Below are 21648 nucleotides of genomic sequence, written 5' to 3' on the forward strand. Positions count from 1 at the left end.
CTGGGGGCTCTGCCCCCAGACCCCCGGGATATTTTTGGCCAGATGAAGCAGGGGATCCTGTTTCTTTCGGAAATGGAGTGAAGATGGGGCAGATGTTGAATTGTGTCTCGCCGATTGATGGGTCGGTTTACGCAGAGCGTGAAGTGCTGTCGGCTGAGGCGGCGTTCGAGGTCGCCGCGCGGGCGCGCGCGGCGCAGGCGGAGTGGGCGGCGCGCCCGTTGCAGGAGCGGACCCGCCTTGTGATGGCAGGCGTGGCTGCTGTGGGTGCGATGAATGATGAGATCGTGCCTGAGCTTGCGCATATGATGGGCCGTCCGGTGCGCTATGGCGGTGAGTTTGGTGGGTTCAATGAGCGTGCTAGCCATATGGCCGAGATTGCCGAGGTTTCTCTGGCTGATATCGCGGTGGGTGAGGATGAGACCTTTAAGCGCTATATCAAGCGTATTCCGCATGGGGTCGTGTTTGTGGTGGCGCCTTGGAATTACCCGTACATGACTGCGATCAACACGGTGGCGCCCGCGCTGATTGCGGGTAATACGGTGGTGCTGAAACACGCGACGCAGACCTTGTTGGTGGGTGAGCGAATGGCACAGGCCTTCCATGGGGCGGGTGTGCCACAGGATGTGTTCCAGAACGTGTTCCTCAGCCATGACGTGACCAATGATCTGATCGCGGGAAAGGCGTTTGATTTTGTGAACTTTACCGGCTCGGTCGGTGGCGGGCAGGCGATGGAGCGGGCCGCGGCGGGCACCTTTACCGGCGTTGGCACTGAACTGGGCGGCAAGGATCCGGGCTATGTCATGGAGGATGCCGATCTGGATGCGGCCGTGGATACGTTGATCGACGGGGCGATGTTTAACTCGGGCCAGTGTTGTTGCGGGATTGAACGGATTTATGTGCATCAGAGCCTTTACGAGGCGTTTGTCGCCAAGGCGGTTGAGGTCGTGAACGGCTATAAGCTGGGCAACCCGCTGGATGCCGAGACGACGATTGGTCCGATGGCCAATGTCCGCTTTGCCGATGAGGTGCGCGCGCAGATTGCCGAGGCCGTTGCGGCGGGTGCCGTTGCCCATATCGAGACCTTCGCCGAGGATGATGGCGGGGCCTATCTGACGCCGCAGATCCTGACCAATGTCACCCATGATATGCGCGTGATGCGGGACGAAAGCTTTGGCCCGGTGGTGGGCATCATGAAAGTTTCGTCCGACGAAGAAGCCATCGCGCTGATGAATGACAGCGAGTTTGGCCTGACCGCCAGCCTCTGGACCCGCGATGTGGATCGTGCTGCGCGGGTGGGGGACCAGATCGAAACCGGCACCGTGTTCATGAACCGGGCAGACTATCTTGACCCGGGCCTGTGCTGGACCGGCTGCAAGAATACCGGGCGCGGAGGGGGATTGTCGGTCATCGGCTATCACAACCTCACACGCCCCAAATCCTACCATCTGAAAAAGGTGACATCATGAGCCTTGTTGGAAACTGGTCCTATCCGACCGCGATCAAGTTCGGCGCTGGCCGGATTAAGGAATTGCCCGAGGCCTGCGTGGCTGCCGGGATGAAGCGCCCTCTGTTGGTGACTGACAAGGGGTTGGCCGATCTGCCGATCACCACGGCGACGCTGGATATCCTTGAGGCTGCCGGACTGGGCCGTGGCCTGTTCAACGATGTGGACCCGAACCCCAATGAAAAGAACCTCGCAGCCGGGGTAGAGGCTTATAAAGCGGGCGGCCATGACGGGGTGATCGCGTTTGGCGGTGGCTCGGGGCTGGATCTGGGTAAGATGGTGGCCTTCATGTGCGGCCAGACGCGGCCCGTTTGGGATTTCGAGGATATCGGCGACTGGTGGACCCGTGCTGATGCTGATGCCATCGCGCCGATCATCGCCGTGCCCACCACCGCAGGGACAGGGTCCGAGGTCGGGCGCGCAAGCGTCATCACCAATTCGGAAACGCATGTCAAAAAGATCATCTTTCACCCGAAAGTGCTGCCAACGGTCGTGATCTGCGACCCCGAGCTGACCGTGGGTATGCCCCAATTCATCACCGCAGGCACTGGTCTGGATGCGTTTGCGCATTGTGTCGAGGCGTTTTCCAGCCCGCATTACCACCCCATGTCCCAAGGCATCGCGCTGGAAGGGATGCGGCTGGTTAAGGACTACCTGCCGCGTGCCTATAAAGACGGCTCCGATATCGAAGCGCGCGCCCAGATGATGAGCGCGGCGGCGATGGGGGCGACCGCGTTTCAAAAGGGCCTTGGCGCGATACACGCGATGAGCCACCCGATTGGCGCGGTGTTCAACACCCATCACGGCACCACGAACGCCGTTTGTATGCCGGCCGTTCTGGACTTTAACGCCCCCGCCGTCGCCGACCGGTTCCAGCAGGCTGCGGCCTATCTGGGCATCGATGGCGGCTTTGACGGCTTCCGCGCTTTTGTGCAGGAGTTCAACGACAGCTTCGCCATTCCGCGCAAACTGTCCGATCTGGGCGTGACCGAAACACGGCTCCCCGAACTGGTCAAAGGCGCGATCATCGACCCATCCTGCGGCGGCAATCCGATTGAGCTGACCGAAGACAACCTGACCGCGCTGTTCAACGCCGCGCTGTAACAGGCTTGTAGACCCGCTCCCTCACCTCGCATACTGAGCGCAGGTGAGGGAGATTTTCATGACCAAAGAGATAGTTCTGATCCACGGGGCCTTTGCCGGGCCGTGGTGTATGCAGGATTACGCGGGCTTCTTCCGCGCGCGCGGCTGGACGGTTCACACCCCCGCGTTGCGCTACCATGGAGGAGACCCCAAGGCCGAGCCTGACCCCGGCCTGACCGACACCAGTGTCATGGATTACGCCGATGACATCGCCGACTTTGTGCAGGGGCTGGACAGCAAGCCCGTGCTGCTGGGCCATGCCATCGCGGGGGTGGTGGCGCAGCAGGTGGCGGCGCGCTGTCTGTCCAGCGCCATCGTGCTGATCAACCCGAACGCGGCCTGGGGGACGTTGCCCGAAACCGACGACGAACGCGCCGTGCCGCGTGCGCTGATGGAGGGCGGGGCGTTCTGGAAACAGCCCATGCGCGTCGATTTCGACCTGATGGCCCCCTTTGCGCTGAACAAACTGCCTGAGGCGCAGCAGCACGCAGTGTTCGACCAGCTTGGTGCTGAGAGCGGGCGTGTGATGTTCGAGATGTTCTTTTGGATGTTCGACGACCACCACGCGATGAAAGTGGACAGGGACAAGGTCGACTGCCCCGTCCTGATCGTTTCAGGCACCGAGGATCGGGCCGTGAACCCCAACACCTGCCGCGCGCTGGCGGAACTCTACGGAGACCGCGCGACCTTCCTGCCCGTCGAAAACCACGCGCATTTTCTGTTTATGGAGCCCGGTTGGGAAGGCCCGGCCGGACAGATTGCGGACTGGCTGGATCAGACGCCGGGTGTCACCGGCTGATCTGGAAGCTGCTCTGGGGTTTCCAACTGAGCGAGCCATCGTCGTTCTTGACGCAGCGCAGCAGGTGCTCTTCGCGCGTGCTGATCGTGTCGGTCACGGTGTTGTCGCCGAATATGACCACGAACGCGTCCATCGAATAGGCCATGCCCGCATAGTAACAGAACCGGGTCTCGGCCCCTTCCGGAATTGGCGATGCGGTGCTGAGCGTCTGCTGTGCGGTTGCATGGCTGGCCAGCAATGCCAGCGCCAGCCCGAGGGTTGCTGTTTTCATGTCGTCCTCCCGTTCGAAAATCACTTGGCTCATTGAGTCTTGGACGCTCGAGAACCTCAAATGTCGTTCTTGAATGACGGGTTGAGAGTAAGTGTGAACGGGATCAACGGGTTAGGCAAGGGGGGTGTCTGGACGCAGTTCTATTGATCAACACCGACAACAAGTCCCTAGCAAGATGCGAGATGATGTTAGTAGGCAACTCCGAGTATTCTGACTTGGAGTTGGTCCTTCGCGCGGCGCGAGTAGTTAAGTTCTTTTGCGCGCGAATTTCCGAAAAAGCCACCAGTAAGTTTTGCTTTGAACACTCAATAGTTTTGTAGCCAGTTTGCCTTAGTTGGCTTGATTTTCATCCTGCGCCTCAGCTATGGGTTTGCAACCTTAGGAGTTATTTTAATGCAAGAACAATACCGACAGGCGTTCTATTTATTTTTGGGCCTTCTGTTGACGTTTTTCCTTTTATTGGTCCTTGGAGCAATAAATGTAAATTACCCCGGATTTACTTCACTCGAAGCGCATTGGGTTGCATTGTCGTTGTTGCCTTTGTTGGCATTCTTGTGGTTTGGGGGCTACATTACGAGATTCAATGCGTTTGGGGTCGAAATTCAAAACGTACTGAAATCTCCAATTGGGGACTCACTAGAGATTTTCAGGAAAATTGAGGTCTCCGGAATTCTTTCAATGAAAGATGAATTCGCAACAAGAAAAGGGAGTGGTTCGAAGCTCGAGAACATGTCTCTTTTGAGAAGGCAAAAAGTTCGGATGCTTAAGTTTGAAATAGGACACCATTATAACACCAAATTGGTCTTGGATTACTTTAAGGCTTTGCCCAATCTAAAGTACGTAGAAGTTGTGGACCGAAGAAATCGTCTAGTTTCAGTTGTCACATTGAATAGCATTTTTTTGAATAGTGTTGATGACCGTGACAGACTTCTTTGGGAAGAAGATGAGTTCTTACTTCGACGTGTCGAAGATTTCCTCACTTCACTTCACAATATGATTGAAGGGCCATACATCCTTGAATTTGAGGAAAAGTACCCGGACGTCGCCTTGAGGTTGGATAGCTCCGCAACCGTAAATTTCATGCTGGAGTCAGTTCGCCTTTACAACGCAAGTGTAGTGGCGATTGAAAATGAACAGGCACGCTGCTTGGCAGTTATAACTCAAGAACAGTTGATAAAGTACTTATCAAATATTGTTGTGAGAAATAATGTTTCCTAGACTATTGTTGCCGAATTGATCATCAAACATCCAACTCCTCCACAAACCGCGCGTTCTCCTGAATGTACTGGAACCGCAGTTCGGGCTTCTTACCCATCAGACGCTCGACCAGATCGCCGGTTTCGCCGGGTTCGTCCTCGTCAATCGTGACGCGGATCAGTTTGCGGGATGCCGGGTCCATCGTGGTCTCTTTCAGGTCTTTGGCGTCCATTTCGCCCAGACCTTTGAAGCGCGAGACGTCGATCTTGCCTTTGCCGCCCAGACCCTTCTCAAGCCATTCGTCCCGCTCGGCCTCGTCCAGACAATAGACACGCTTGGCGCCTTGGGTCAGGCGATAGAGGGGCGGGCACGCGAGGTACAGGTGACCCGCGTCGATCATAGGCCGCATCTGAGTGAAGAAGAACGTCATCAGCAGGGATGCGATATGCGCGCCGTCCACATCCGCGTCGGTCATTATGATGATCTTGTCATAGCGCAGATCGTCGACGTTGAACTTGGTGCCAAGCCCCACACCTAGCGCTTGTGTTAGGTCGTTGATCTCGGCGTTCGTGCCCAGCTTGGAACTGGCCGCGCCCAGCACGTTCAGGATTTTCCCGCGCAGGGGTAGCAGGGCCTGTGTCTTGCGGTCCCGCCCCATTTTGGCAGAACCACCGGCCGAGTCGCCCTCGACGATGAACAACTCGGTGCCGTCGCGTGTTGAACTAGAGCAGTCCACCAACTTGCCGGGGAGACGAAGTTTCTTAGTGGCGGACTTGCGTTGTGTTTCCTTCTCGGCCCGTCGGCGCAGACGTTCCTCAGCCCGGAGTATCACAAAGTCGAGTATCGCGCCGGCGGATTTCGTATCTGCCGCCAGCCAGTTGTCGAAATGGTCGCGGACCGAGTTTTCGACCAGTCGCTGCGCCTCGACTGTGGCAAGGCGGTCTTTGGTCTGGCCCACGAATTCCGGCTCGCGGATAAAGCACGACACCAGCGCGCAGCCGCCGGTGATCAGGTCATCACGGGTGATCTGCGCCGCTTTCTTGTTGTTGATCAGTTCACCATAGGCCTTGATCCCCTTGAGGATCGCGGCCCAGAACCCCGCAACATGGGTGCCGCCTTCGGGCGTAGGGACGGTGTTACAGTAGGATTGGATGAACCCATCGCGCGAGGGTGTCCAGTTGATCGCCCATTCGACCTTGCCCGGCGTGCCGAATTTCTCGGTGAAGTCCACGGTGCCCGCGAAAGGCTGCTCGGCATAGGTGGACGAGCCGTTCATCGTCTCCTTGAGGTAATCGGACAGGCCGCCAGGGAAGTGGAACGTCGCCTCGGTCGGGGTCTCGCCGTCGTCGATATGCGATTTCCAGCGGATTTCGACGCCCGAGAACAGGTAGGCCTTGGAGCGGATGGACTTGAACAGACGGGCCGGTTTGAACTTATGGTGACCAAAGATCTCGGCATCGGCATGGAAGGTGACCGTGGTGCCGCGCCGGTTGGGGGCTGCGCCGACCTTTTCAACTGGACCCAGTGGGATACCGCGCGAGAACCGCTGTTCGAACAGCGTCTTATCGCGGGCCACCTGCACAACCATAGAATCCGATAGGGCGTTCACGACCGAGGCACCAACCCCGTGTAGACCGCCCGAGGTCTGGTAGGCCTTGCCCGAAAACTTACCGCCCGCGTGCAGGGTACACAGAATGACCTCAAGCGCAGATTTGTCGGGGAATTTGGGGTGCGGATCAATCGGGATGCCGCGTCCGTTGTCGCGCACGGTCAGCGCATAATCTTCGTGCAGCTCCACCTCGATCCGGTTGGCGTGACCGGCGACCGCCTCATCCATCGAGTTGTCGAGGATTTCCGCGACCATGTGGTGCAAAGCGCGCTCATCCGTGCCGCCGATATACATGCCGGGGCGTTTGCGAACGGGTTCCAGACCTTCAAGAACCTCGATCGAAGAGGCGTCATATGTAGCGGTCGCGCTGGGCGTCAACAGATCGTCGGGCATCGGTGCTGCTCTTGTTTTTGGGTTTTGCCCATTATGGCAGGTGATGTGGTCCGGGGGAAGAGGGACGCGAAGTGTTGTGGGATTTTGCCAAACCCAGGACGCCATTCGCGCGTTAGCCCGTTTTCGCATAAGATTGGGACACTTGGCATTATCTATTAATTGGGGGAATTTGAAATGACCACGAACTCGGCCAGTTTCGTTGGAGATATACCAACACATTACGACAAGGGTCTGGGGCCAAATATCTTTGTCGACTACGCTGCACTCATTGCTGAAAAGTGTTGCGATGAGCCCGCCAGTTCGGTGATTGAACTGGCGGCGGGTACCGGAATAGTCAGCAGAGTCTTGCGAGACAAGTTACCGGCAGAGGCAAATCTGTTGGTGACCGACCTGAACGCGCCGATGCTGGAGGTGGCGAAGGCCAAGTTTTCAGGTGACGAGAATATTCAGTTTGCGGTCGCCAATGCGATGGAGCTTCCGTTTGATGGGCCGGAATTTGACTTAATGGTCTGTCAGTTCGGGGTGATGTTCTTTCCCGACAAAATCGCATCTTATCGAGAAGCGGCGCGCGTTTTGCGACCGGGCGGCAGATATGTCTTCAACGTCTGGAGCCCAACGTCCGAGAACCCGTTTTCGCAGATGGCACACGAGCTTATGCAGAAGATTTTTCCCGACGATCCGCCTGGGTTCTACAAAGTTCCTTTTCACTATGGCGATCCTGCCACCGTTCTTGGCGATCTGTCTTCCGCCGGGTGGAGCAACGTAACGCATGAAACCATTAAAATTCAAAAGAAGATTCAGGATCTGGAGGTATTCTCCAGATCGTTGGTTTTTGGGAACCCGCTGATTGACGAAATCAATGAACGCGGCGGTGTCGACCCCGAGGACGTCGTTAAGGAATTTGGGGCCGAATTGGAAAATCGTTTTGGCCCAGATGGCATGACGATGCCTTTGTCGGCCACAATGTTTGTTTGTCGCTTGGGCTGAAAAACCTTAGCACCGTATCTGGGGTGATAAACACAAAACCACCACGCGATGGGCTCTCGTAGATCTTGTCGCGGACGTCTATGGTGCGCTCGTTGTGTGTTAAAAAAGCAAGGAAACCGAATGAGTTGGATCAAGACAATTCCGTTCGATCAGGCATCGGGCAGGTTGAAAAAACTGTACGACCGAGTGACCGGCCCCGGAAATAATGTGGACAATATTATGATGGTGCATTCCTTGCGGCCGCATTCGATGGAAGGCCACATGGCGCTCTATAAGAATGTCCTACACCATTCAGCCAATACGATCCCGAAATGGTTTCTTGAGGTGCTGGGTGTTTGGGTCAGTTCCTTGAACCGCTGCGCCTATTGCGTCGAACACCATTTCAGCGGATTGCAACGCCTGTTGAACGACCCCGATCGCGGCAATGCCATTCGCTCCGCAATCGAGGCAGGTTCCCCCCAATCCGCCCCACTGGACGCGGCGCAAATCGCCGCGATGATGTACGCGCGCAAATTGACAGAAGCCCCATCAGACATGGTCGCGGCCGATGTCGAAGCGTTGCGGTTAGCAGGGTGGGATGACGGCGAGATCCTCGAGATCAATCAGGTCTGTGCGTATTTCTCCTATGCCAACCGGACGGTTCTGGGACTTGGTTGTTCGACGGATGGTGATGTTCTTGGGCTATCGCCGAACAACTCGGACGACCCGGCCGATTGGGGGCACCGCTAGGCGGTCAGGACGCCATCCAGTTTTTGATTTCCTGTGCCAAAACTTCGGGGCGCTGATGGTGCAACCAGTGATCTGCGCCGGGAATGTCGATCCTGGTCAGGTCCGGCGCAAAGTCCTCTAGCCCGGCAGTCGACTCGGGCAGCAGCGCGGTGTCTTCCGGGCCCCAAAGCAACAGGTGCGGACATTTGATCATCAGCCGATCCAAGGGCAAGTCCGGCAGGTCAGTCAGGGGCTTATCCGGGTCGGCAACAATCAGAGGTGACGCCCGGTACCAATTCAGCATCGCATCAAGCCGCCCGGGGCGCGCCCATTCGGTGCGGTAGTCCTGCATTTGTTCGTCAGATAGCCAGTCAACTCCCATGCCGCGCCGGAAAAAGCGTTCCAATAGGAAAAAATCATCGGCCGAGAACCGCTGGGCCGCGTTTGGGTCGCGCAGGTCGTTGATGTATTGGGATGCTTTTGATTGTGCGCCTCCTTCCGCAAGGGCACGTTGAAACGGAACCGGATGAACCCCGTTTGCGATAATCAGTTTGCTGACCAGTTCCGGCCGGAACATGGCCAGCCCGTAGGCCACTGCCGCGCCCCAGTCGTGACCCAGAACGCAAACAGGGGCGCCGATATCCTCGATGAGGGCGGCCATGTCGGAAACCAGTTTGGACAGGGCATAGTGATCGGTTCCCTCTGGAGCCCAACTTTGACCAAAGCCGCGCTGATCGGGGGCGATGCAATGGAAGTGTTCTGACAGGTGCGGGGCCAGATCGCCCCACGCACCGCCATATTCAGGGAAGCCGTGCAGCATCAGCATCACCGGCAGCGAAGGGTCGCCCCAACTGCGCAGATAAAAACTCTGACCATTAAGCTCGATAAACCTGTTTTCCATAGCGGAACCTCTTGGAGTGTTTACGTAAACGCGACAAGAAAGATGTAGCAGTTTGACACCAATCAAAGCGCGTTTTTTCACATTCTGCTAGATGCCTTGTCGGACAGTGTAGCAAGGAGAGACTGAATGGAAACAGCGGCTCAGATCGAACAGAAAAATGGTCAGGTTCAAATCGTACCACCTCTGGCCGACGCAGAACACCAGCCCAGCCCGGACAAGATCCGCCATGCTTTTGAAAGCGGCAAATATCCTTACGACCGCAAGTTGGCCCGTAAAACGTATGAAGATCAAAAGGCCCAGTTGCAGGCCGAATTGCTGAAAGTCCAGCTATGGGCGCAGGAGACCGGTCAGCGGTTCGTGTTGCTGTTTGAGGGGCGCGATGCCGCAGGCAAGGGGGGTACGATCAAAAGGTTCATGGAGCATCTGAACCCCCGGCAAGCCCGCGTTGTGGCCTTGAACAAGCCGACATGGGAAGAAAAGGGCCAATGGTATTACCAGCGTTACGTGCAGGAATTGCCAACGGTTGGGGAAATGGTTTTCTACGACCGCTCTTGGTACAACCGCGCGGGTGTCGAGCGGGTCATGGGGTTCTGCTCTCCGAATGAATACCTTGAGTTCATGCGGCAAACCCCAGAGCTAGAGCGTATGTTGGTTCGTTCCGGCATTCAGCTTTACAAATACTGGTTCTCGGTCACGCAAACCGAACAGCAGCGCCGTTTCAAAAGCCGCGAGACTGATCCCTTGAAGCAGTGGAAGCTGTCTCCCATTGACAAGGCCAGCCTGGACAAATGGGAAGACTACACCGAGGCGAAAGAGGCGATGTTCTTCTATACAGACACAGCCGACGCCCCGTGGACCATCATCAAGTCGAACGACAAAAAGCGCGCGCGCCTCAATACGATGCGTCACTTCCTGTCGACGCTGGATTATCCGGATAAGGACCATGACATCGTAGGTGAACCCGATCCGTTGATTGTCGGACAGGCACATCACGTGATCCATCGGTCCGAGCATATTCTGGGTAACTCGCTGCACCCTGACGCGCGATAGGGGGTGTCCGGGGCGTGGATTTTGCCTTGGGCTTCATAGTCTCACTGTGAAATTTCACTGTTCTGGTCTTGTCCCGGCCTCTGGCCGGGCATAAGGCTGGGGCAATGAACAAGGTGATGACATATCGCGGCCATTTCCGGGCCATTGCCGTACTGGGCCTGCCGTTGATCGGCGGGCATCTGGCACAGTTTGCCATTGGTCTGACCGATACCATCATGCTGGGCTGGTATGGGGTCGAGGCGCTGGCCGCAGTCACGCTAGCCAGCAGCTATTACTTTGTGCTGTTCCTGTTTGGGGCCGGGTTTGGTTGGGCCGTTATGCCCATCGTTGCCACCGCCGCCGCCGAAGAGGACGAGACGAGCATCCGCCGATCGACCCGCATGGGGCTGTGGCTTTCTTTGATTTATGCGGCGTTGATGATGCCGCTTTTGTGGTGGTCCTACCCGATCCTGATTGCATTGGATCAAGAGCCGGAGGTGGCCAAAACCGCGTCCGAATACCTGCGGGTTGCAGGCTGGGGGTTGTTTCCAGCGCTTATTGTGATGGTGCTGAAATCTTATCTGGCGGCGCTCGAGCGCACTCAGATCGTTTTGTGGATCACCGTCACGGCCGCCGTGGTCAACGGGTTCACCAACTATGCGCTGATCTTTGGCAACTGGGGGGCGCCAGAGCTTGGCGTTATTGGTGCGGCTATTGCCTCGGTGGTGACACAGATCGTTTCATTGGTATTCGTCGTAATCTATGCAGTGCGCGTTTTGCCTGAACACAGCCTGTTTCAACGCTTCTGGCGGCCGGATTGGGAGTTCTTTTTCAGCGTCCTGAGGTTGGGCGTGCCAATTGGCCTGACCACATTGGCCGAGGTCAGCCTGTTTGCAATGTCAGCGATCATGATGGGCTGGCTGGGTCAGGTGCCGCTGGCTGCGCACGGGATCGCGCTGAACCTCGCCTCCGCCACGTTCATGGTGCATCTGGGCCTGTCTAATGCGGCGACGATCCGCGCGGGTAATGCGTTGGGGCGCAAAGATCGGGCGCATCTTGAAAAAGGGGCGATCGCGGTGACGGGGATGTCATTGGTGATGTCGATCCTGACCGTGATCCTGTTCCTGACCTGCGCCGAGCCGTTGATTTCGCTTTTCATGGAACCCGATGATCCGCAGCGCTCGCAAATCCTGCTGATCGGAACCGGGCTTCTGGCGATGGCGGCACTGTTTCAACTGGTGGACGGGGCGCAAGTTATCGCCCTGGGCCTGTTACGCGGGCTACAGGATGCCAAGATACCAATGGTGATGGCGGGGCTCAGCTATTGGGTAATTGGAATCCCGGCCTCGTATTACTTTGGCTTTGTCCGCGGGATGGACGGCATCGGCGTCTGGCTCGGCCTCGTTCTGGGACTGGCCTGCGCAGCCGTTCTTCTGATGGCCCGGTTCTGGCTGCGGTCCGTTCGCGAGGTTCCGATGGCGGCCAGCAATTCGGCCTGATCAGCTTTTGTCTAAGCGATCCGCTTTCTTGCGCACCAGCACCGACCGCAGATCGTGCATCGCCAGCAGCAACCGGTCCGTGACGTCTTCAAGCTGTTCGTCGGTTGCCTTGGATTGCGCCCATTGCGCGGTCAGATTCAGGTAGTCGACCGCCCGGTGAATGTCGTCGATATCCCGGCGGGCCAACAGCTCTTTGCGCTCGTCCATCCACCGCTCGATTTCAGTCCGATCCGCCTCGGACAGCGAGCGTTGGCCATGTGGTTTGACCTCACCATTGCGGATATTGATGACAGCAATCTGATCCATTTCGATCCGGCGCTGGCGGTTTTCAGTGTCGATCTTGAAAACCGCTGCACCGTTTTCTCGAACACGGAAATAGTATTCAGGCAACATTGCTGTCATGAAACCTCCGATCAGGTCAGGGATGCGCAAAAGCGTTGTATGCGTGTGCAAGCTTCGGTCAGCGCCTCGTCCGATGTCGCATAGCTGACGCGGAAATTCGGCGACAGACCAAAGGCTGCGCCGAACACGACGGCCACATCCGCCTCTTGCAGCAGGGCGGTTGCGAACGCCTCGTCGTTTTCGATCACAGTGCCCGCGGGTGATGTCTTGCCGATTAGCCCCGCAATGGATGGATAGACATAGAATGCGCCCTCGGGCGTGGGGCAGGTGATGCCGTCAATATCGTTCAGCATCTGCACCACCAGATCGCGGCGACGTTTGAACGTCACGTTGTTCGGGGCCAGAAACGCCTGGGTGCCATTCAAAGCCTCGACCGCTGCCCATTGGCTGACAGAACAGGGATTTGACGTCGACTGAGATTGGATTTTGCGCATCGCCGCAATCAATTCCACCGGCCCCGCCGCGTATCCGATCCGCCACCCGGTCATGGCATAGGCCTTGGACACGCCGTTGCAGGTCAGTGTGCGTTCGTACAGCCCAGGTTCAACCTCTGCCGGGGTGCAGAACTCGAACCCGTCATAGGCCAAGTGTTCATACATATCGTCCGACATGATCCACACATGCGGGTGACGCATCAGAACATCCGTCAACGCCTTGAGCTCCGCGCGGCTATACCCTGCGCCGGTGGGATTGGACGGAGAGTTAAAGATGAACCACTTGGTCTTAGGCGTGATCGCGGCCTCAAGCTGGTCTGGGGTCAGTTTGAAACTGTTCTCAAGCGCTGTTTCCACAACCACCGGAGTACCGCCCGCCAGCAACACCATATCAGGGTAGCTAACCCAATAGGGGGCGGGAATAATCACCTCATCGCCTTCGTTCATCGTGGCCATCAGCGCGTTATAAAGCGTCTGCTTGCCCCCGGTGCCAACTGAAATCTGCGCAGGGGTATATTCCAACCCGTGATCGCGCTTCATCTTGGCGCAAGCGGCCTCTTTGAGTTCGGGGATGCCGTCGGGTGCTGTGTATTTCGTCTTGCCCGCGGCGATGGCGGCGACCGCTGCGTCCTTGATATTCTGAGGGGTGTCAAAGTCCGGTTCCCCGGCGCTTAGACCGATAACGTCACGTCCGGCAGCCTTTAATTCGGCGGCTTTTGCCGTCATTGCGATTGTAGGCGACGGTTTTACGCGTGACAGTGTCGCAGACAGGAAACTCATTGGGGCCCTCTGTTTGAATGATCAACTTGTCTGTCATAGGGTGCGCCCGAATGACGATCAAGCAATATGACCTATAGAATTGGAGACCCGAATGAACGATGAAAACGACTGGTATGGGCCGGACGCTGCAACATTCGGGGATCGGTTGGCTGGCGCGCGTGAAGCCGGTGGAATGACCCAGTCTCAATTGGCGCGCCGATTGGGGGTAAAGAAGGCCACGATCGCAGCGTGGGAAAATGACCTGTCCGAGCCTCGGGCCAATCGTTTGTCGATGCTGGCTGGCATGGTCAATGTCTCGATCATGTGGTTGCTGACGGGGGAAGGCGAGGGGATGGATGCGCCTGTCGAAGCCGACGAAAGCGCGCCCGAACTGGCCGAAGTCGTTGCTGAACTACGCTCGATCCGGGGTGAAATGCGCGCCAGCTCCGAGCGCGCAGCGCGTCTGGAAAAGCGCGTCCGACTGATGCTGGAGCAAAGCAAATGACCGAAACCCGGGACGTCAGGATCAAACGCCTGAAAATGCGATCTATGCGTCGGGGGATCAAGGAAATGGACTTGATTTTGTCGGCTTATGCGGATCGGAACCTAGCCGGAATGGATAGGGGCGGGTTGGATAATTATGACGCGCTTCTGCACGAAAACGATCAGGACCTTTATCAGTGGGTGACAGGTCAGGTCGCGCCGCCTGCGCACTATTCCGATTTAATTTCCGATATCGCTCAAACGTTTCAAAAATAACGGAAAAACGGATTTAACTGATTTTTCGGTTTTTCGATTCATGCTGCGTGAAACAGCGCGATTGAATCGGAGGATCGGATGAGTATGGAAATGCAGGTCTCCGCGCCGGCGGCCAAGGGTTTCATGACCAGTTACCTTGAGGCGCTCGCCTTGGTCGAGCGGCTGCACCGTCTGCTTCTGGATGTCATCAAGGATGAATTCGAACGCGTCGGCGTGTTGGAAATCAACGCTGTGCAGGCGTTGCTTCTGTTCAATATAGGCGATCACGAGGTTACGGCTGGTGAATTGAAAAGCCGTGGATACTATCAGGGCAGCAACGTCAGCTATAACCTGAAAAAACTGGTTGAAATGGGCTATATGCATCATCAACGGTGCGAGATTGATCGCCGCTCCGTCCGGGTGCGACTGACCCCACAGGGGCGGCAGATCAGGGACATCGTATCCGAGTTGTTTTCTCGTCATGCCGAAGGTCTGCAATCCCGCGGGGTGCTGGAATTCGAAGGGATCGAAGACATCACGGGGTCATTGCGCCGGGTCGAGCGGTATTGGACTGATCAGATCCGCTATATTTACTAGCTAGGGGCGGGTGGTCCGGCCGACCTCGGACAGGGACAGGCTCTCTAACTCTCGGATAAGTTTGCGAGTCATCGCAGCTTTGTAGTCGTCGAACCCCAGCGCGACTTCCACAAAAGCATCGGGGCCCATTATGACCGAGGCGGTGAAATAGGCCGTCAGTTCACTGACCTGAACCGTGCGCTGATCGGACTGATCGGCGTCGTCGACCCCGATGACCAGCCCATTGATGGTGATCCCACTTCGGGACAGCTCGTTCTTGACCTCTTGTGGATGGGGGCCAAGGTTGCGTTTGCCATCCCCGGACAGATCAAGTGTTCGTTTCCAGCATTCGGACTGTTGCGCCAATAGATCGGCCCCGAACTGCATCGCCGACCCAAGCGCCGTGCCTTGCGGCGCATTGCTGCGGGTTACCGAGCTTAAATTGGCTTCAATCCGCGCAAGGTCTTGGCGAACGCGGATATCGGTCCAGTTCACAAGGATACGCTGGTGATGGGTTTCACTCCATTCGAAGATCGCCATTCGCACCGGAGCTAACCCTTCGGACAGGATCAACTGTTGGACTTCCGGGCTTTGCAACGCAGCAGCGACACCATCCAGTTGCAACCGGTATTCCGCCTGATCGACAGACCCCGATACGTCCAGACCCAGGGCCAGCGCCTGTCTGCAGTCACACGCCGCCGGGCTGCCCAGAAAAGAAGCCGCAATTGCGATCGGGCGTATCATTCGGGGTCGGCATCTTCAAGGGCGCCGATTTGCAACCCTTTCAGTTCGCGTTCCAGTTTGCGCCGCATTGCGCGTTCAAAGTCCTCGAAGCCCTGCGCGACTTCCAGAAACGCGCCGGGGCCATGCAGGACGTTGTTTTCGAAAAACGGGATAAGAAACAACTCTCCCTCAAAATCCGCGGCATTGATGACCAGACCGTTAACCACCGTGTTTTCGAACGGGAAGTGCCTGTACGCGGAATCCGGCCCGTACCCATCGTTGTTAGACCCATCACCAGACAGGTCGATGGTTTGGAACAGGCACGCCGGAGCCTGTTGCATCAACGTCGCCCCGAATGCCAGCGCGTATCCCATGGCGGTTGCCGAACCACTGTCGGTTCTGACCGAGCCTTGAACCGTCGCGGCTGCTGTTAGCAGATCAGCCTGCGTTCGGATCATTGTCCAGTCCAGAATGACGTGTTGTGTGTCGCGGCCGCTCCATTCGTAAACGGCCAGGGCGACGGGCATGGGCGACGAAAAAAACGCCTGCTTGACCTCGGGCGCGATAAGGGCAGCGGCTAAACCCTGCCGCTGCAAGATATCCTCGGCCGCATCGACCGAGGTCGAGATATCCATAGCCAGCGCAAGGGCGAGGCGGCAGGTCTCGGCCTTCAGGGGGCCGGCCATAAAGGCCAGACCCAATGTTGCAAGCCAGCGGATCACCAGTGGCCAGTGCTGTCCATGCTGACCCAGGGCTCTGCTGGGGCCAAAGCTTCACCGTTCTGGAGCAGCTCGACAGAAATATTGTCAGGTGACCGCACGAAAGCCATTCTGCCGTCACGTGGCGGACGGTTGATAACCACGCCGTTGTCCTGCAACTGCTGGCACATGTCATAGATGTTGTCCACGCCATAGGCGAGGTGCCCGAAATGCCGGCTGTCACTGGGCAGCGCATCATCCCCATCCCAGTTGTAAGTCAGCTCAATCGGCCGGTCCTCCTGTCCCGGAGGCGCCATGAAGATCAAGGAAAAACGCCCCTCTTCACTTTCGTAGCGGCGTGTCTCTTTCAGGCCAAGCAGCTCATAAAACGCCATGGATTTCTCCAGATCTTTAACGCGCACCATGGTGTGGAGGTATGTGAGCCCCATTGCGGCTTCCTTTCTATCTCGGTGATAGCCTGCAGATTAGCGCGCAGACCAAGCGTGTCGAGAGGTCGCCGGGGCACATTTTATAATTTGCTGTGCAGGGCGCACATATCGCGGTTCCGGTCGTGGGGTTGTCGAGATATAGTGGTGGGCGACTCATTGCTGGAAAGGAATATTCATGCCGCTGTCCACCGACCAACTGGCCGAGATCGAAGCGCAACGGGCGCAATCGCATCCAACACGCCGCGTTGTGGCAGCGGGAATGGAGGAACACCTTTACACCGCGCATCAGGTCCTGGACCACGGTTTTGTGCGCGTGATCGACTATATGGGCGATGATGCCGCCATTTGTCAGGCCGCCCGCGTTTCCTATGGCAAGGGCACCAAATCCGTTCAGAACGACGAAGGCCTGATACGCTATTTGATGCGGCATTGGCATTCGACCCCGTTCGAGATGTGCGAGATCAAGCTGCACGTCAAACTGCCCGTCTTCGTCGCGCGTCAGTGGATTCGGCACCGGACGGCAAATGTGAACGAATACTCGGCCCGTTACTCGATCCTTGATCGTGAGTTCTACATCCCCGCGCCCGACCACGTCGCGGCGCAGTCCGAGATCAACAACCAGGGCCGAGGTGACGCCCTGCAGGGGGAAGAGGCCGCGCGCGTTCTGGAAATGCTCAAGGCAGACAGTGCCCGCTGTTACGACAACTACGAGGCGATGATCAGTCAGGATGGCCAGCAAGGATTGGCGCGCGAATTGGCGCGGATGAACTTGCCAGCAAATATTTATACGCAATGGTATTGGAAGGTGGACCTGCACAATCTGTTCCACTTCCTGCGTTTGCGCGCTGACCCGCATGCTCAGTATGAAATCCGTGTTTATGCCGACACCATGTGCAAGATCGTCGCCGACTGGGTGCCGTTTGCCTATCGTGCGTTCGAAGACTATCGGCTGGGCGCGGTGAACCTGTCTGCGCAGATGGTCGATTGCCTGCGCAGAATGCTGTCGGGCGAGGCTGTGACACAGGAGAATTCAGGGATGACCGCGCGGGAATGGCGCGAGTTTCAGGGTGTCATCCAGAAAGGGTGATACTCGGCTGAAGCATATCGGTTGTCTATACATTTTGTCATGAAACTGTTACGGTCAGTGCATGACACTTGTGACAGCTCTTAGATACGTATGCGCTGGGTTGTTGTTGGCGACTCCGGTTTCTGCCAAGTCGCCAATAGCCGAGGTGATCTGCGAACCGACCCCGAAAATGCATGACAAGCTTCTTCGTCAGTTCGGAGCCAAGCGGCACGCAACCGGCCTGCGTGGACCCGAACAGTTGATGGAGGTCTGGACCAGTAAATCAGGTGACTGGACCATGGTCGTCACGTATTCGACGGGCACGTCATGCATTGTGGCAATGGGACAAGACTGGCATACCCGTGCCGAAGAAAAACCGGCCCGAGGGTAAGGTCGCACACCTTTAGCGGCGGACAACGGCTGAAAATTAGCCGTTGGCCTGTTTTTAGTTCCCGCAGTAACGGGGAAATTAAAGCGGCTTCAAATCAGCAGCCATTTGGCGGCCATCACGTCCGTCTTGCAGCTCGTACGAGATTTTCTGATTGTCAGCGAGCCCGGTCAGACCGGACCGTTCTACGGCCGAGATATGAACAAATACGTCCTTGCCGCCCTCATCAGGGGCAATAAACCCATAGCCTTTAGTGGTATTAAACCATTTCACGGTGCCAGTTGGCATTTCCCGTGTCTCCTTCTACTTACACGTTGTCCCACAAATTGGTGGGGGTAGTGATTGACGCCACCGCAACACATCACCGCCTCGCCCACACGCCACGGCCCGGATTGCGCATTTCGTCTTTTTCAACATTGCACGGTGAAGTAAAAAATCAAGAATTACCGAGAGAAGCAGGCGAAAATGCTAAAAAATGGCTCAAAATCAGGAGTTGCCTAAAAATGCGCCTTTTTGGTCTAAAGACATGTGATACTTGCCGTAAGGCTTTGAAATCACTTCCTTCTGCCGAATTTGTTGATGTTCGCAGCCAAGGCGTACCTGAAACTGTACTGTCTGAGGCGTTCGATATTTTCGGCGGCGGATTGCTCAATACGCGGTCGACAACTTGGCGTGGTCTGGATGAAGAGCAGCGCGCGCGACCTCCGTTAGAGCTGATACAGGATCATCCGACCCTGATGAAACGCCCGCTGATTGAACGGGATGGCGCTCTTTTTCTGGGTTGGACCCCGGAAACCAAGACAGCACTTGGCGTTTCCTGAAAGCGTACCTATCTGCTTTGACGCAAGAATGAGGACAAGTGATGCGTAACGCAGCGATGATTTTGGGTGTGATTGCCGGACTGATCGGTATGATTGTCGGCTTTTTTGGCTACGGCTATGTAGAGCTGATTGACCGGTTCGGCGAAGTCGAAGGGCTGGCCGAGCAAGTGGACAACGCCCAGCTTATTCAAGCCATGTCCATCATTGCGCCCCTGCTGGCAATCGCGGGTGGGGCCATGGCCCATGCGCGGGCACTGTTCGGTGGGATCTTACTGCTGATTTCCGCGGCGGGGATGTATTACGCGTTTGGGTTCAATGCGTTTACCATGTTCCCAGTGGCATTTGCTGCGGTGGCGGGCCTCCTTGGGCTGGCCGCGGGTAAACCGGACGAGCCCAAGGCGCATTTCTAGGTCACTTCAGGCGCAGCAGACGATCAAGCGAGATCGGACCTGCGCCGTTGATGACGATCACCAGGAACAGGAACGTCCACATGACGCGCTGATCCATCAGTGTGATGGCGTTGTCGAACAGACCACCCAGCTTCACACCGTGGCCGGTGACATCGACAATGGTTTGCACCCACACAAATCCGATCATGGCCAGCGCAGCAACCCGTGTCAGCAATCCGACCAGCAGCAAGACCGGCAAAACAAACTCGGCAACCGTACCCAGAAAGATTACGATGCGTTGAAAGAAGGTCATCTGGGTGACGTCGTACAAAACAGCCTCAGCCGCCTTGGGGAATATCTGACCGAACGCACCGGCAGAGGCTGAGAAAATAGATCCATCTATTTTCAGCGTCGCAGAGTTCCAATAGTAAACAAACAAAACAGCAACAAAAACCAACCGTGCAAGCGTCGGGGTCAGCCAGTTGGCTGAGCTGTCCAGCCGTCCCAGAACGTTGTTGTGAAGAGAGATCAGGGCAGTCATTGTGCCAGCCTTTCGATAGTCACAGAAGTAATGGCGCCACCTTGCAGCAGCAGCGCCAGAGTGGTCCCGAGATCAAACTCGGGGGTCATCGCAGATGTGTTTTCAAACGCCTGACCGATGGTCAAACCGGTCATCATATCTGCAATCCAATCCGCGCCGCCTGCGGGCAGCAAGTGCGGAGCGGGATCGTATTCGGGTCGGGTGACCAATACATCTTCACCGATGGCCTGAGGCTTCGGTGCATCGTCTTGCGTATTAAAGCGCCAGATCGAGAATATCGGCCATTCGGACCGGATAACTTGCATCGACGGGGCGAATTCCAGTTTCGCCTGCATGACTTCTTCGGCAGAAACGGCCAACGCCTTGGCGTCGACTGCCGTGCTGTCAGTGGCGTGGTAAGAGCGGCGCAGCGCCAATTCCAAAAGGGCAACATCCGCGAGGTATCCAAGATGCGCCAACTGCTCCATCCCGGTCAGAAACTGGGGAAACTCCTCACCATAGAACATCATCAGCGGGGTCGTCGGAGGGTGCTTGCGCAGAAATATCCCGGACAGCCCATCCATGTTCTGTGTACCGAGCAGCTTGGTGATCACCGGAAAGGCCTGATGCATCGCCTCGGTCAACGAAACGGCCACGTTATTGCGATAAACGCTGAACCGACGACCAGCAGGTTGATCGGATGAATCCACCAACCCGTCGGGAACCGCTTGGGAGGGATCCAGCAATGCAGTATGGAATGCGGTCTGAGATACACTCATGCCGGAATGCGGTCCAACGCCGTCTGCGCCCGTTCAGCCTCGGCCCTCAAGACAGGCCAGTCCGGTACGTCTGTGTCCCATTCAATTAAAACAGGCTTTGGCCCTGATTTTTCAAGAACATAGTCCAACAGCGCCCAAACAGGGTCAACGACTTCGCGCCCATGGCTGTCGATCAGCAAGGGGTGGCCGTGGTCATCTTCGTCTTCGTCATGACCGCCCAGATGAATCTCTCCGACCTTATCCAGCGGATAGGCATCTATGTAGCCCTGCGGAGAGAAATCCAGATTGGTGGCCGAGACAAATACGTTGTTCACGTCCAGCAACAAACCGCATCCGGTGCGCCGGGTGATCTCGGCCAAAAACTCAGGCTCGGACCAGGTGCTTTCCTCGAAGGCGAGGTAGCTGGAGGGGTTTTCAAGCAGCATTTGCCGACCAACAATGTCTTGCACCTGATCAATATGCTCGCAAATCCGGGCAAGGGTGGCGTCGGTATAGGGCAGGGGCAGCAAGTCGTTCAGGAAATGGCTGTCATGGGTCGACCAAGCCAGATGTTCCGAGAAACTTGCGGGGTTGAGCCAGCCGACAAGGTGCTTCAGGCGGGACAGATGATCGGCATCCAGCCGAGCCTCTCCTCCGATGGACAGGCCAACGCCGTGAACTGAAATGGGGAATTGTTCTGAAAGGTGACGAAGCTGCGCAAGCGGCCTGCCGCCGTCCCCCATATAATTCTCGGCATGAATCTCAAGCCAGGCAACCGGGTTCGCGTGCTCGAGGATCTCGGCAAAGTGCTGGGGCTTGTAGCCGACGCCCGGTGCCGAAGGCAGTCTGTTCGATCGGATTGCATTGTCCAGCATGAGAATATTCCC

At 56.8% G+C, this 21648-nt stretch carries 27 protein-coding genes; 15 read left to right on the forward strand and 12 right to left on the reverse strand.

Annotation, left to right across the window (positions count from 1 at the left end; translation table 11 throughout):
• The first annotated feature begins 83 nt into the window (after nt 1-83).
• From RUESEDTHA_RS09800 to RUESEDTHA_RS09810, 3 genes are read left to right on the forward strand one after another with little or no spacing between them, the layout of a single operon-like run.
• Complete coding sequence (locus tag RUESEDTHA_RS09800; RefSeq protein WP_180886566.1) at nt 84-1466, forward strand: aldehyde dehydrogenase family protein; 1383 nt, start codon at nt 84-86, stop codon at nt 1464-1466.
• On the forward strand, nt 1463-2608 hold the full coding sequence (locus RUESEDTHA_RS09805; protein WP_180886567.1) for an iron-containing alcohol dehydrogenase: 1146 nt from the start codon (nt 1463-1465) through the stop codon (nt 2606-2608). Before RUESEDTHA_RS09800 ends, RUESEDTHA_RS09805 begins: the two co-directional genes overlap by 4 nt.
• A 58-nt stretch (nt 2609-2666) precedes the next feature.
• The gene (locus RUESEDTHA_RS09810) at nt 2667-3446 is read left to right on the forward strand and encodes an alpha/beta hydrolase (RefSeq protein WP_180886568.1); all 780 of its coding nucleotides are present in this window, start codon (nt 2667-2669) and stop codon (nt 3444-3446) included.
• On the opposite strand, the gene RUESEDTHA_RS09815 is transcribed toward RUESEDTHA_RS09810, so the two are convergent.
• A complete protein-coding gene (locus RUESEDTHA_RS09815; protein WP_180886569.1) occupies nt 3436-3717 on the reverse strand; it encodes a hypothetical protein in 282 nt (93 codons plus the stop codon). The genes RUESEDTHA_RS09810 and RUESEDTHA_RS09815 overlap by 11 nt on opposite strands.
• Nucleotides 3718-4110: 393 nt before the next feature.
• Between RUESEDTHA_RS09815 and RUESEDTHA_RS09820 the strand changes: the two genes are divergently transcribed.
• Nucleotides 4111-4935: a hypothetical protein gene (locus RUESEDTHA_RS09820; RefSeq protein ID WP_180886570.1), complete on the forward strand. Its 825-nt coding sequence runs from the start codon at nt 4111-4113 to the stop codon at nt 4933-4935.
• 22 nt (nt 4936-4957) lie between these two features.
• Here RUESEDTHA_RS09820 and parE read toward each other — a convergent pair whose 3' ends face one another.
• Nucleotides 4958-6916 carry a DNA topoisomerase IV subunit B gene (gene parE / locus RUESEDTHA_RS09825; protein WP_171210806.1) on the reverse strand — a complete coding sequence of 653 codons (1959 nt, stop codon included), beginning with the start codon at nt 6914-6916 and terminating at the stop codon, nt 4958-4960.
• Nucleotides 6917-7090: 174 nt separating this feature from the next.
• On the opposite strand from parE, the gene RUESEDTHA_RS09830 reads away from it, so the two are divergent.
• Both RUESEDTHA_RS09830 and RUESEDTHA_RS09835 read left to right on the forward strand, forming a co-directional pair.
• A complete protein-coding gene (locus RUESEDTHA_RS09830; protein ID WP_180886571.1) occupies nt 7091-7903 on the forward strand; it encodes a class I SAM-dependent methyltransferase in 813 nt (270 codons plus the stop codon).
• A gap of 120 nt (nt 7904-8023) precedes the next feature.
• Entirely contained in the window at nt 8024-8632 is a 609-nt protein-coding gene (locus RUESEDTHA_RS09835) for a carboxymuconolactone decarboxylase family protein (RefSeq protein WP_180886572.1), read from the forward strand.
• A 4-nt stretch (nt 8633-8636) separates the two neighbouring features.
• Here the strand turns inward: RUESEDTHA_RS09835 and RUESEDTHA_RS09840 are convergent, their stop codons facing one another.
• A complete protein-coding gene (locus RUESEDTHA_RS09840) occupies nt 8637-9512 on the reverse strand; it encodes an alpha/beta fold hydrolase (RefSeq protein WP_180886573.1) in 876 nt (291 codons plus the stop codon).
• Nucleotides 9513-9638: 126 nt separating this feature from the next.
• On the opposite strand from RUESEDTHA_RS09840, the gene ppk2 reads away from it, so the two are divergent.
• Nucleotides 9639-10562 carry a polyphosphate kinase 2 gene (ppk2, locus tag RUESEDTHA_RS09845; RefSeq protein WP_180886574.1) on the forward strand — a complete coding sequence of 308 codons (924 nt, stop codon included), beginning with the start codon at nt 9639-9641 and terminating at the stop codon, nt 10560-10562.
• A gap of 104 nt (nt 10563-10666) precedes the next feature.
• Nucleotides 10667-12040, forward strand: a complete 1374-nt coding sequence (locus RUESEDTHA_RS09850; RefSeq protein WP_180886575.1) for an MATE family efflux transporter — start codon at nt 10667-10669, stop codon at nt 12038-12040.
• On the opposite strand, the gene RUESEDTHA_RS09855 is transcribed toward RUESEDTHA_RS09850, so the two are convergent.
• The gene (locus tag RUESEDTHA_RS09855; RefSeq protein WP_180886576.1) at nt 12041-12442 is read right to left on the reverse strand and encodes a hypothetical protein; all 402 of its coding nucleotides are present in this window, start codon (nt 12440-12442) and stop codon (nt 12041-12043) included. It lies immediately after the preceding gene.
• Between the two features lie 11 nt (nt 12443-12453).
• On the reverse strand, nt 12454-13656 hold the full coding sequence (locus RUESEDTHA_RS09860; RefSeq protein ID WP_180886577.1) for a pyridoxal phosphate-dependent aminotransferase: 1203 nt from the start codon (nt 13654-13656) through the stop codon (nt 12454-12456).
• Between the two features lie 91 nt (nt 13657-13747).
• Between RUESEDTHA_RS09860 and RUESEDTHA_RS09865 the strand changes: the two genes are divergently transcribed.
• The 3 genes from RUESEDTHA_RS09865 (at nt 13748) to RUESEDTHA_RS09875 (ending at nt 14970) form a co-directional block, all read left to right on the forward strand.
• Nucleotides 13748-14140, forward strand: a complete 393-nt coding sequence (locus RUESEDTHA_RS09865; protein WP_171122079.1) for a helix-turn-helix domain-containing protein — start codon at nt 13748-13750, stop codon at nt 14138-14140.
• Complete coding sequence (locus RUESEDTHA_RS09870; protein ID WP_180886578.1) at nt 14137-14394, forward strand: succinate dehydrogenase assembly factor 2; 258 nt, start codon at nt 14137-14139, stop codon at nt 14392-14394. Before RUESEDTHA_RS09865 ends, RUESEDTHA_RS09870 begins: the two co-directional genes overlap by 4 nt.
• Before the next feature lie 78 nt (nt 14395-14472).
• On the forward strand, nt 14473-14970 hold the full coding sequence (locus RUESEDTHA_RS09875; RefSeq protein ID WP_171122081.1) for a MarR family winged helix-turn-helix transcriptional regulator: 498 nt from the start codon (nt 14473-14475) through the stop codon (nt 14968-14970).
• Here RUESEDTHA_RS09875 and RUESEDTHA_RS09880 read toward each other — a convergent pair whose 3' ends face one another.
• Genes RUESEDTHA_RS09880 through RUESEDTHA_RS09890 form a run of 3 tightly spaced genes read right to left on the reverse strand, consistent with a single transcriptional unit; the run spans nt 14971 to nt 16819 of the window.
• Nucleotides 14971-15693 (reverse strand): DUF1194 domain-containing protein, encoded by a 723-nt coding sequence (locus tag RUESEDTHA_RS09880; protein WP_180886579.1) that lies wholly within the window; start codon nt 15691-15693, stop codon nt 14971-14973.
• On the reverse strand, nt 15690-16394 hold the full coding sequence (locus RUESEDTHA_RS09885) for a DUF1194 domain-containing protein (protein ID WP_180886580.1): 705 nt from the start codon (nt 16392-16394) through the stop codon (nt 15690-15692). Before RUESEDTHA_RS09885 ends, RUESEDTHA_RS09880 begins: the two co-directional genes overlap by 4 nt.
• Nucleotides 16391-16819, reverse strand: a complete 429-nt coding sequence (locus RUESEDTHA_RS09890; protein ID WP_171126467.1) for a VOC family protein — start codon at nt 16817-16819, stop codon at nt 16391-16393. The genes RUESEDTHA_RS09885 and RUESEDTHA_RS09890 overlap by 4 nt, the downstream gene beginning before the upstream one ends.
• A gap of 175 nt (nt 16820-16994) precedes the next feature.
• On the opposite strand from RUESEDTHA_RS09890, the gene thyX reads away from it, so the two are divergent.
• Together thyX and RUESEDTHA_RS09900 are read left to right on the forward strand one after the other, a co-directional pair.
• The gene (thyX, locus tag RUESEDTHA_RS09895; protein ID WP_180886581.1) at nt 16995-17906 is read left to right on the forward strand and encodes an FAD-dependent thymidylate synthase; all 912 of its coding nucleotides are present in this window, start codon (nt 16995-16997) and stop codon (nt 17904-17906) included.
• A 61-nt stretch (nt 17907-17967) separates the two neighbouring features.
• Nucleotides 17968-18276 (forward strand): hypothetical protein, encoded by a 309-nt coding sequence (locus RUESEDTHA_RS09900; protein WP_180886582.1) that lies wholly within the window; start codon nt 17968-17970, stop codon nt 18274-18276.
• Between the two features lie 78 nt (nt 18277-18354).
• Here the strand turns inward: RUESEDTHA_RS09900 and RUESEDTHA_RS09905 are convergent, their stop codons facing one another.
• Nucleotides 18355-18561: a cold-shock protein gene (locus RUESEDTHA_RS09905; RefSeq protein ID WP_170382500.1), complete on the reverse strand. Its 207-nt coding sequence runs from the start codon at nt 18559-18561 to the stop codon at nt 18355-18357.
• Nucleotides 18562-18776: 215 nt separating this feature from the next.
• On the opposite strand from RUESEDTHA_RS09905, the gene RUESEDTHA_RS09910 reads away from it, so the two are divergent.
• Nucleotides 18777-19094 (forward strand): ArsC/Spx/MgsR family protein, encoded by a 318-nt coding sequence (locus RUESEDTHA_RS09910; protein WP_180886881.1) that lies wholly within the window; start codon nt 18777-18779, stop codon nt 19092-19094.
• A gap of 41 nt (nt 19095-19135) precedes the next feature.
• Complete coding sequence (locus tag RUESEDTHA_RS09915; RefSeq protein ID WP_170776687.1) at nt 19136-19504, forward strand: hypothetical protein; 369 nt, start codon at nt 19136-19138, stop codon at nt 19502-19504.
• A gap of 1 nt (nt 19505) precedes the next feature.
• Here the strand turns inward: RUESEDTHA_RS09915 and RUESEDTHA_RS09920 are convergent, their stop codons facing one another.
• From RUESEDTHA_RS09920 to RUESEDTHA_RS09930, 3 genes are read right to left on the reverse strand one after another with little or no spacing between them, the layout of a single operon-like run.
• Nucleotides 19506-20024 (reverse strand): DoxX family membrane protein, encoded by a 519-nt coding sequence (locus RUESEDTHA_RS09920; protein ID WP_171122088.1) that lies wholly within the window; start codon nt 20022-20024, stop codon nt 19506-19508.
• Entirely contained in the window at nt 20021-20782 is a 762-nt protein-coding gene (locus RUESEDTHA_RS09925) for a DNA-binding domain-containing protein (protein WP_180886583.1), read from the reverse strand. The genes RUESEDTHA_RS09920 and RUESEDTHA_RS09925 overlap by 4 nt, the downstream gene beginning before the upstream one ends.
• On the reverse strand, nt 20779-21636 hold the full coding sequence (locus RUESEDTHA_RS09930) for a DUF692 family multinuclear iron-containing protein (protein WP_180886584.1): 858 nt from the start codon (nt 21634-21636) through the stop codon (nt 20779-20781). The genes RUESEDTHA_RS09925 and RUESEDTHA_RS09930 overlap by 4 nt, the downstream gene beginning before the upstream one ends.
• Between the last annotated feature and the right edge of the window lie 12 nt (nt 21637-21648).

Source organism: Ruegeria sp. THAF57, assembly GCF_903914075.1.
In the GTDB taxonomy this organism is placed as follows: domain Bacteria; phylum Pseudomonadota; class Alphaproteobacteria; order Rhodobacterales; family Rhodobacteraceae; genus Ruegeria.

What these genes read in the sequence shown, in the direction of transcription:
- RUESEDTHA_RS09800 (WP_180886566.1), top strand. Translation starts at nt 84, where the DNA reads ATGGGGCAGATGTTGAATTGTGTCTCGCCGATTGATGGGTCGGTTTAC.
- RUESEDTHA_RS09805 (WP_180886567.1), top strand. Translation starts at nt 1,463, where the DNA reads ATGAGCCTTGTTGGAAACTGGTCCTATCCGACCGCGATCAAGTTCGGC.
- RUESEDTHA_RS09810 (WP_180886568.1), top strand. Translation starts at nt 2,667, where the DNA reads ATGACCAAAGAGATAGTTCTGATCCACGGGGCCTTTGCCGGGCCGTGG.
- RUESEDTHA_RS09815 (WP_180886569.1), bottom strand. Translation starts at nt 3,717, where the DNA reads ATGAAAACAGCAACCCTCGGGCTGGCGCTGGCATTGCTGGCCAGCCAT.
- RUESEDTHA_RS09820 (WP_180886570.1), top strand. Translation starts at nt 4,111, where the DNA reads ATGCAAGAACAATACCGACAGGCGTTCTATTTATTTTTGGGCCTTCTG.
- parE (WP_171210806.1), bottom strand. Translation starts at nt 6,916, where the DNA reads ATGCCCGACGATCTGTTGACGCCCAGCGCGACCGCTACATATGACGCC.
- RUESEDTHA_RS09830 (WP_180886571.1), top strand. Translation starts at nt 7,091, where the DNA reads ATGACCACGAACTCGGCCAGTTTCGTTGGAGATATACCAACACATTAC.
- RUESEDTHA_RS09835 (WP_180886572.1), top strand. Translation starts at nt 8,024, where the DNA reads ATGAGTTGGATCAAGACAATTCCGTTCGATCAGGCATCGGGCAGGTTG.
- RUESEDTHA_RS09840 (WP_180886573.1), bottom strand. Translation starts at nt 9,512, where the DNA reads ATGGAAAACAGGTTTATCGAGCTTAATGGTCAGAGTTTTTATCTGCGC.
- ppk2 (WP_180886574.1), top strand. Translation starts at nt 9,639, where the DNA reads ATGGAAACAGCGGCTCAGATCGAACAGAAAAATGGTCAGGTTCAAATC.
- RUESEDTHA_RS09850 (WP_180886575.1), top strand. Translation starts at nt 10,667, where the DNA reads ATGAACAAGGTGATGACATATCGCGGCCATTTCCGGGCCATTGCCGTA.
- RUESEDTHA_RS09855 (WP_180886576.1), bottom strand. Translation starts at nt 12,442, where the DNA reads ATGACAGCAATGTTGCCTGAATACTATTTCCGTGTTCGAGAAAACGGT.
- RUESEDTHA_RS09860 (WP_180886577.1), bottom strand. Translation starts at nt 13,656, where the DNA reads ATGAGTTTCCTGTCTGCGACACTGTCACGCGTAAAACCGTCGCCTACA.
- RUESEDTHA_RS09865 (WP_171122079.1), top strand. Translation starts at nt 13,748, where the DNA reads ATGAACGATGAAAACGACTGGTATGGGCCGGACGCTGCAACATTCGGG.
- RUESEDTHA_RS09870 (WP_180886578.1), top strand. Translation starts at nt 14,137, where the DNA reads ATGACCGAAACCCGGGACGTCAGGATCAAACGCCTGAAAATGCGATCT.
- RUESEDTHA_RS09875 (WP_171122081.1), top strand. Translation starts at nt 14,473, where the DNA reads ATGAGTATGGAAATGCAGGTCTCCGCGCCGGCGGCCAAGGGTTTCATG.
- RUESEDTHA_RS09880 (WP_180886579.1), bottom strand. Translation starts at nt 15,693, where the DNA reads ATGATACGCCCGATCGCAATTGCGGCTTCTTTTCTGGGCAGCCCGGCG.
- RUESEDTHA_RS09890 (WP_171126467.1), bottom strand. Translation starts at nt 16,819, where the DNA reads ATGGGGCTCACATACCTCCACACCATGGTGCGCGTTAAAGATCTGGAG.
- thyX (WP_180886581.1), top strand. Translation starts at nt 16,995, where the DNA reads ATGCCGCTGTCCACCGACCAACTGGCCGAGATCGAAGCGCAACGGGCG.
- RUESEDTHA_RS09900 (WP_180886582.1), top strand. Translation starts at nt 17,968, where the DNA reads ATGACACTTGTGACAGCTCTTAGATACGTATGCGCTGGGTTGTTGTTG.
- RUESEDTHA_RS09905 (WP_170382500.1), bottom strand. Translation starts at nt 18,561, where the DNA reads ATGCCAACTGGCACCGTGAAATGGTTTAATACCACTAAAGGCTATGGG.
- RUESEDTHA_RS09910 (WP_180886881.1), top strand. Translation starts at nt 18,777, where the DNA reads ATGCGCCTTTTTGGTCTAAAGACATGTGATACTTGCCGTAAGGCTTTG.
- RUESEDTHA_RS09915 (WP_170776687.1), top strand. Translation starts at nt 19,136, where the DNA reads ATGCGTAACGCAGCGATGATTTTGGGTGTGATTGCCGGACTGATCGGT.
- RUESEDTHA_RS09920 (WP_171122088.1), bottom strand. Translation starts at nt 20,024, where the DNA reads ATGACTGCCCTGATCTCTCTTCACAACAACGTTCTGGGACGGCTGGAC.
- RUESEDTHA_RS09925 (WP_180886583.1), bottom strand. Translation starts at nt 20,782, where the DNA reads ATGAGTGTATCTCAGACCGCATTCCATACTGCATTGCTGGATCCCTCC.
- RUESEDTHA_RS09930 (WP_180886584.1), bottom strand. Translation starts at nt 21,636, where the DNA reads ATGCTGGACAATGCAATCCGATCGAACAGACTGCCTTCGGCACCGGGC.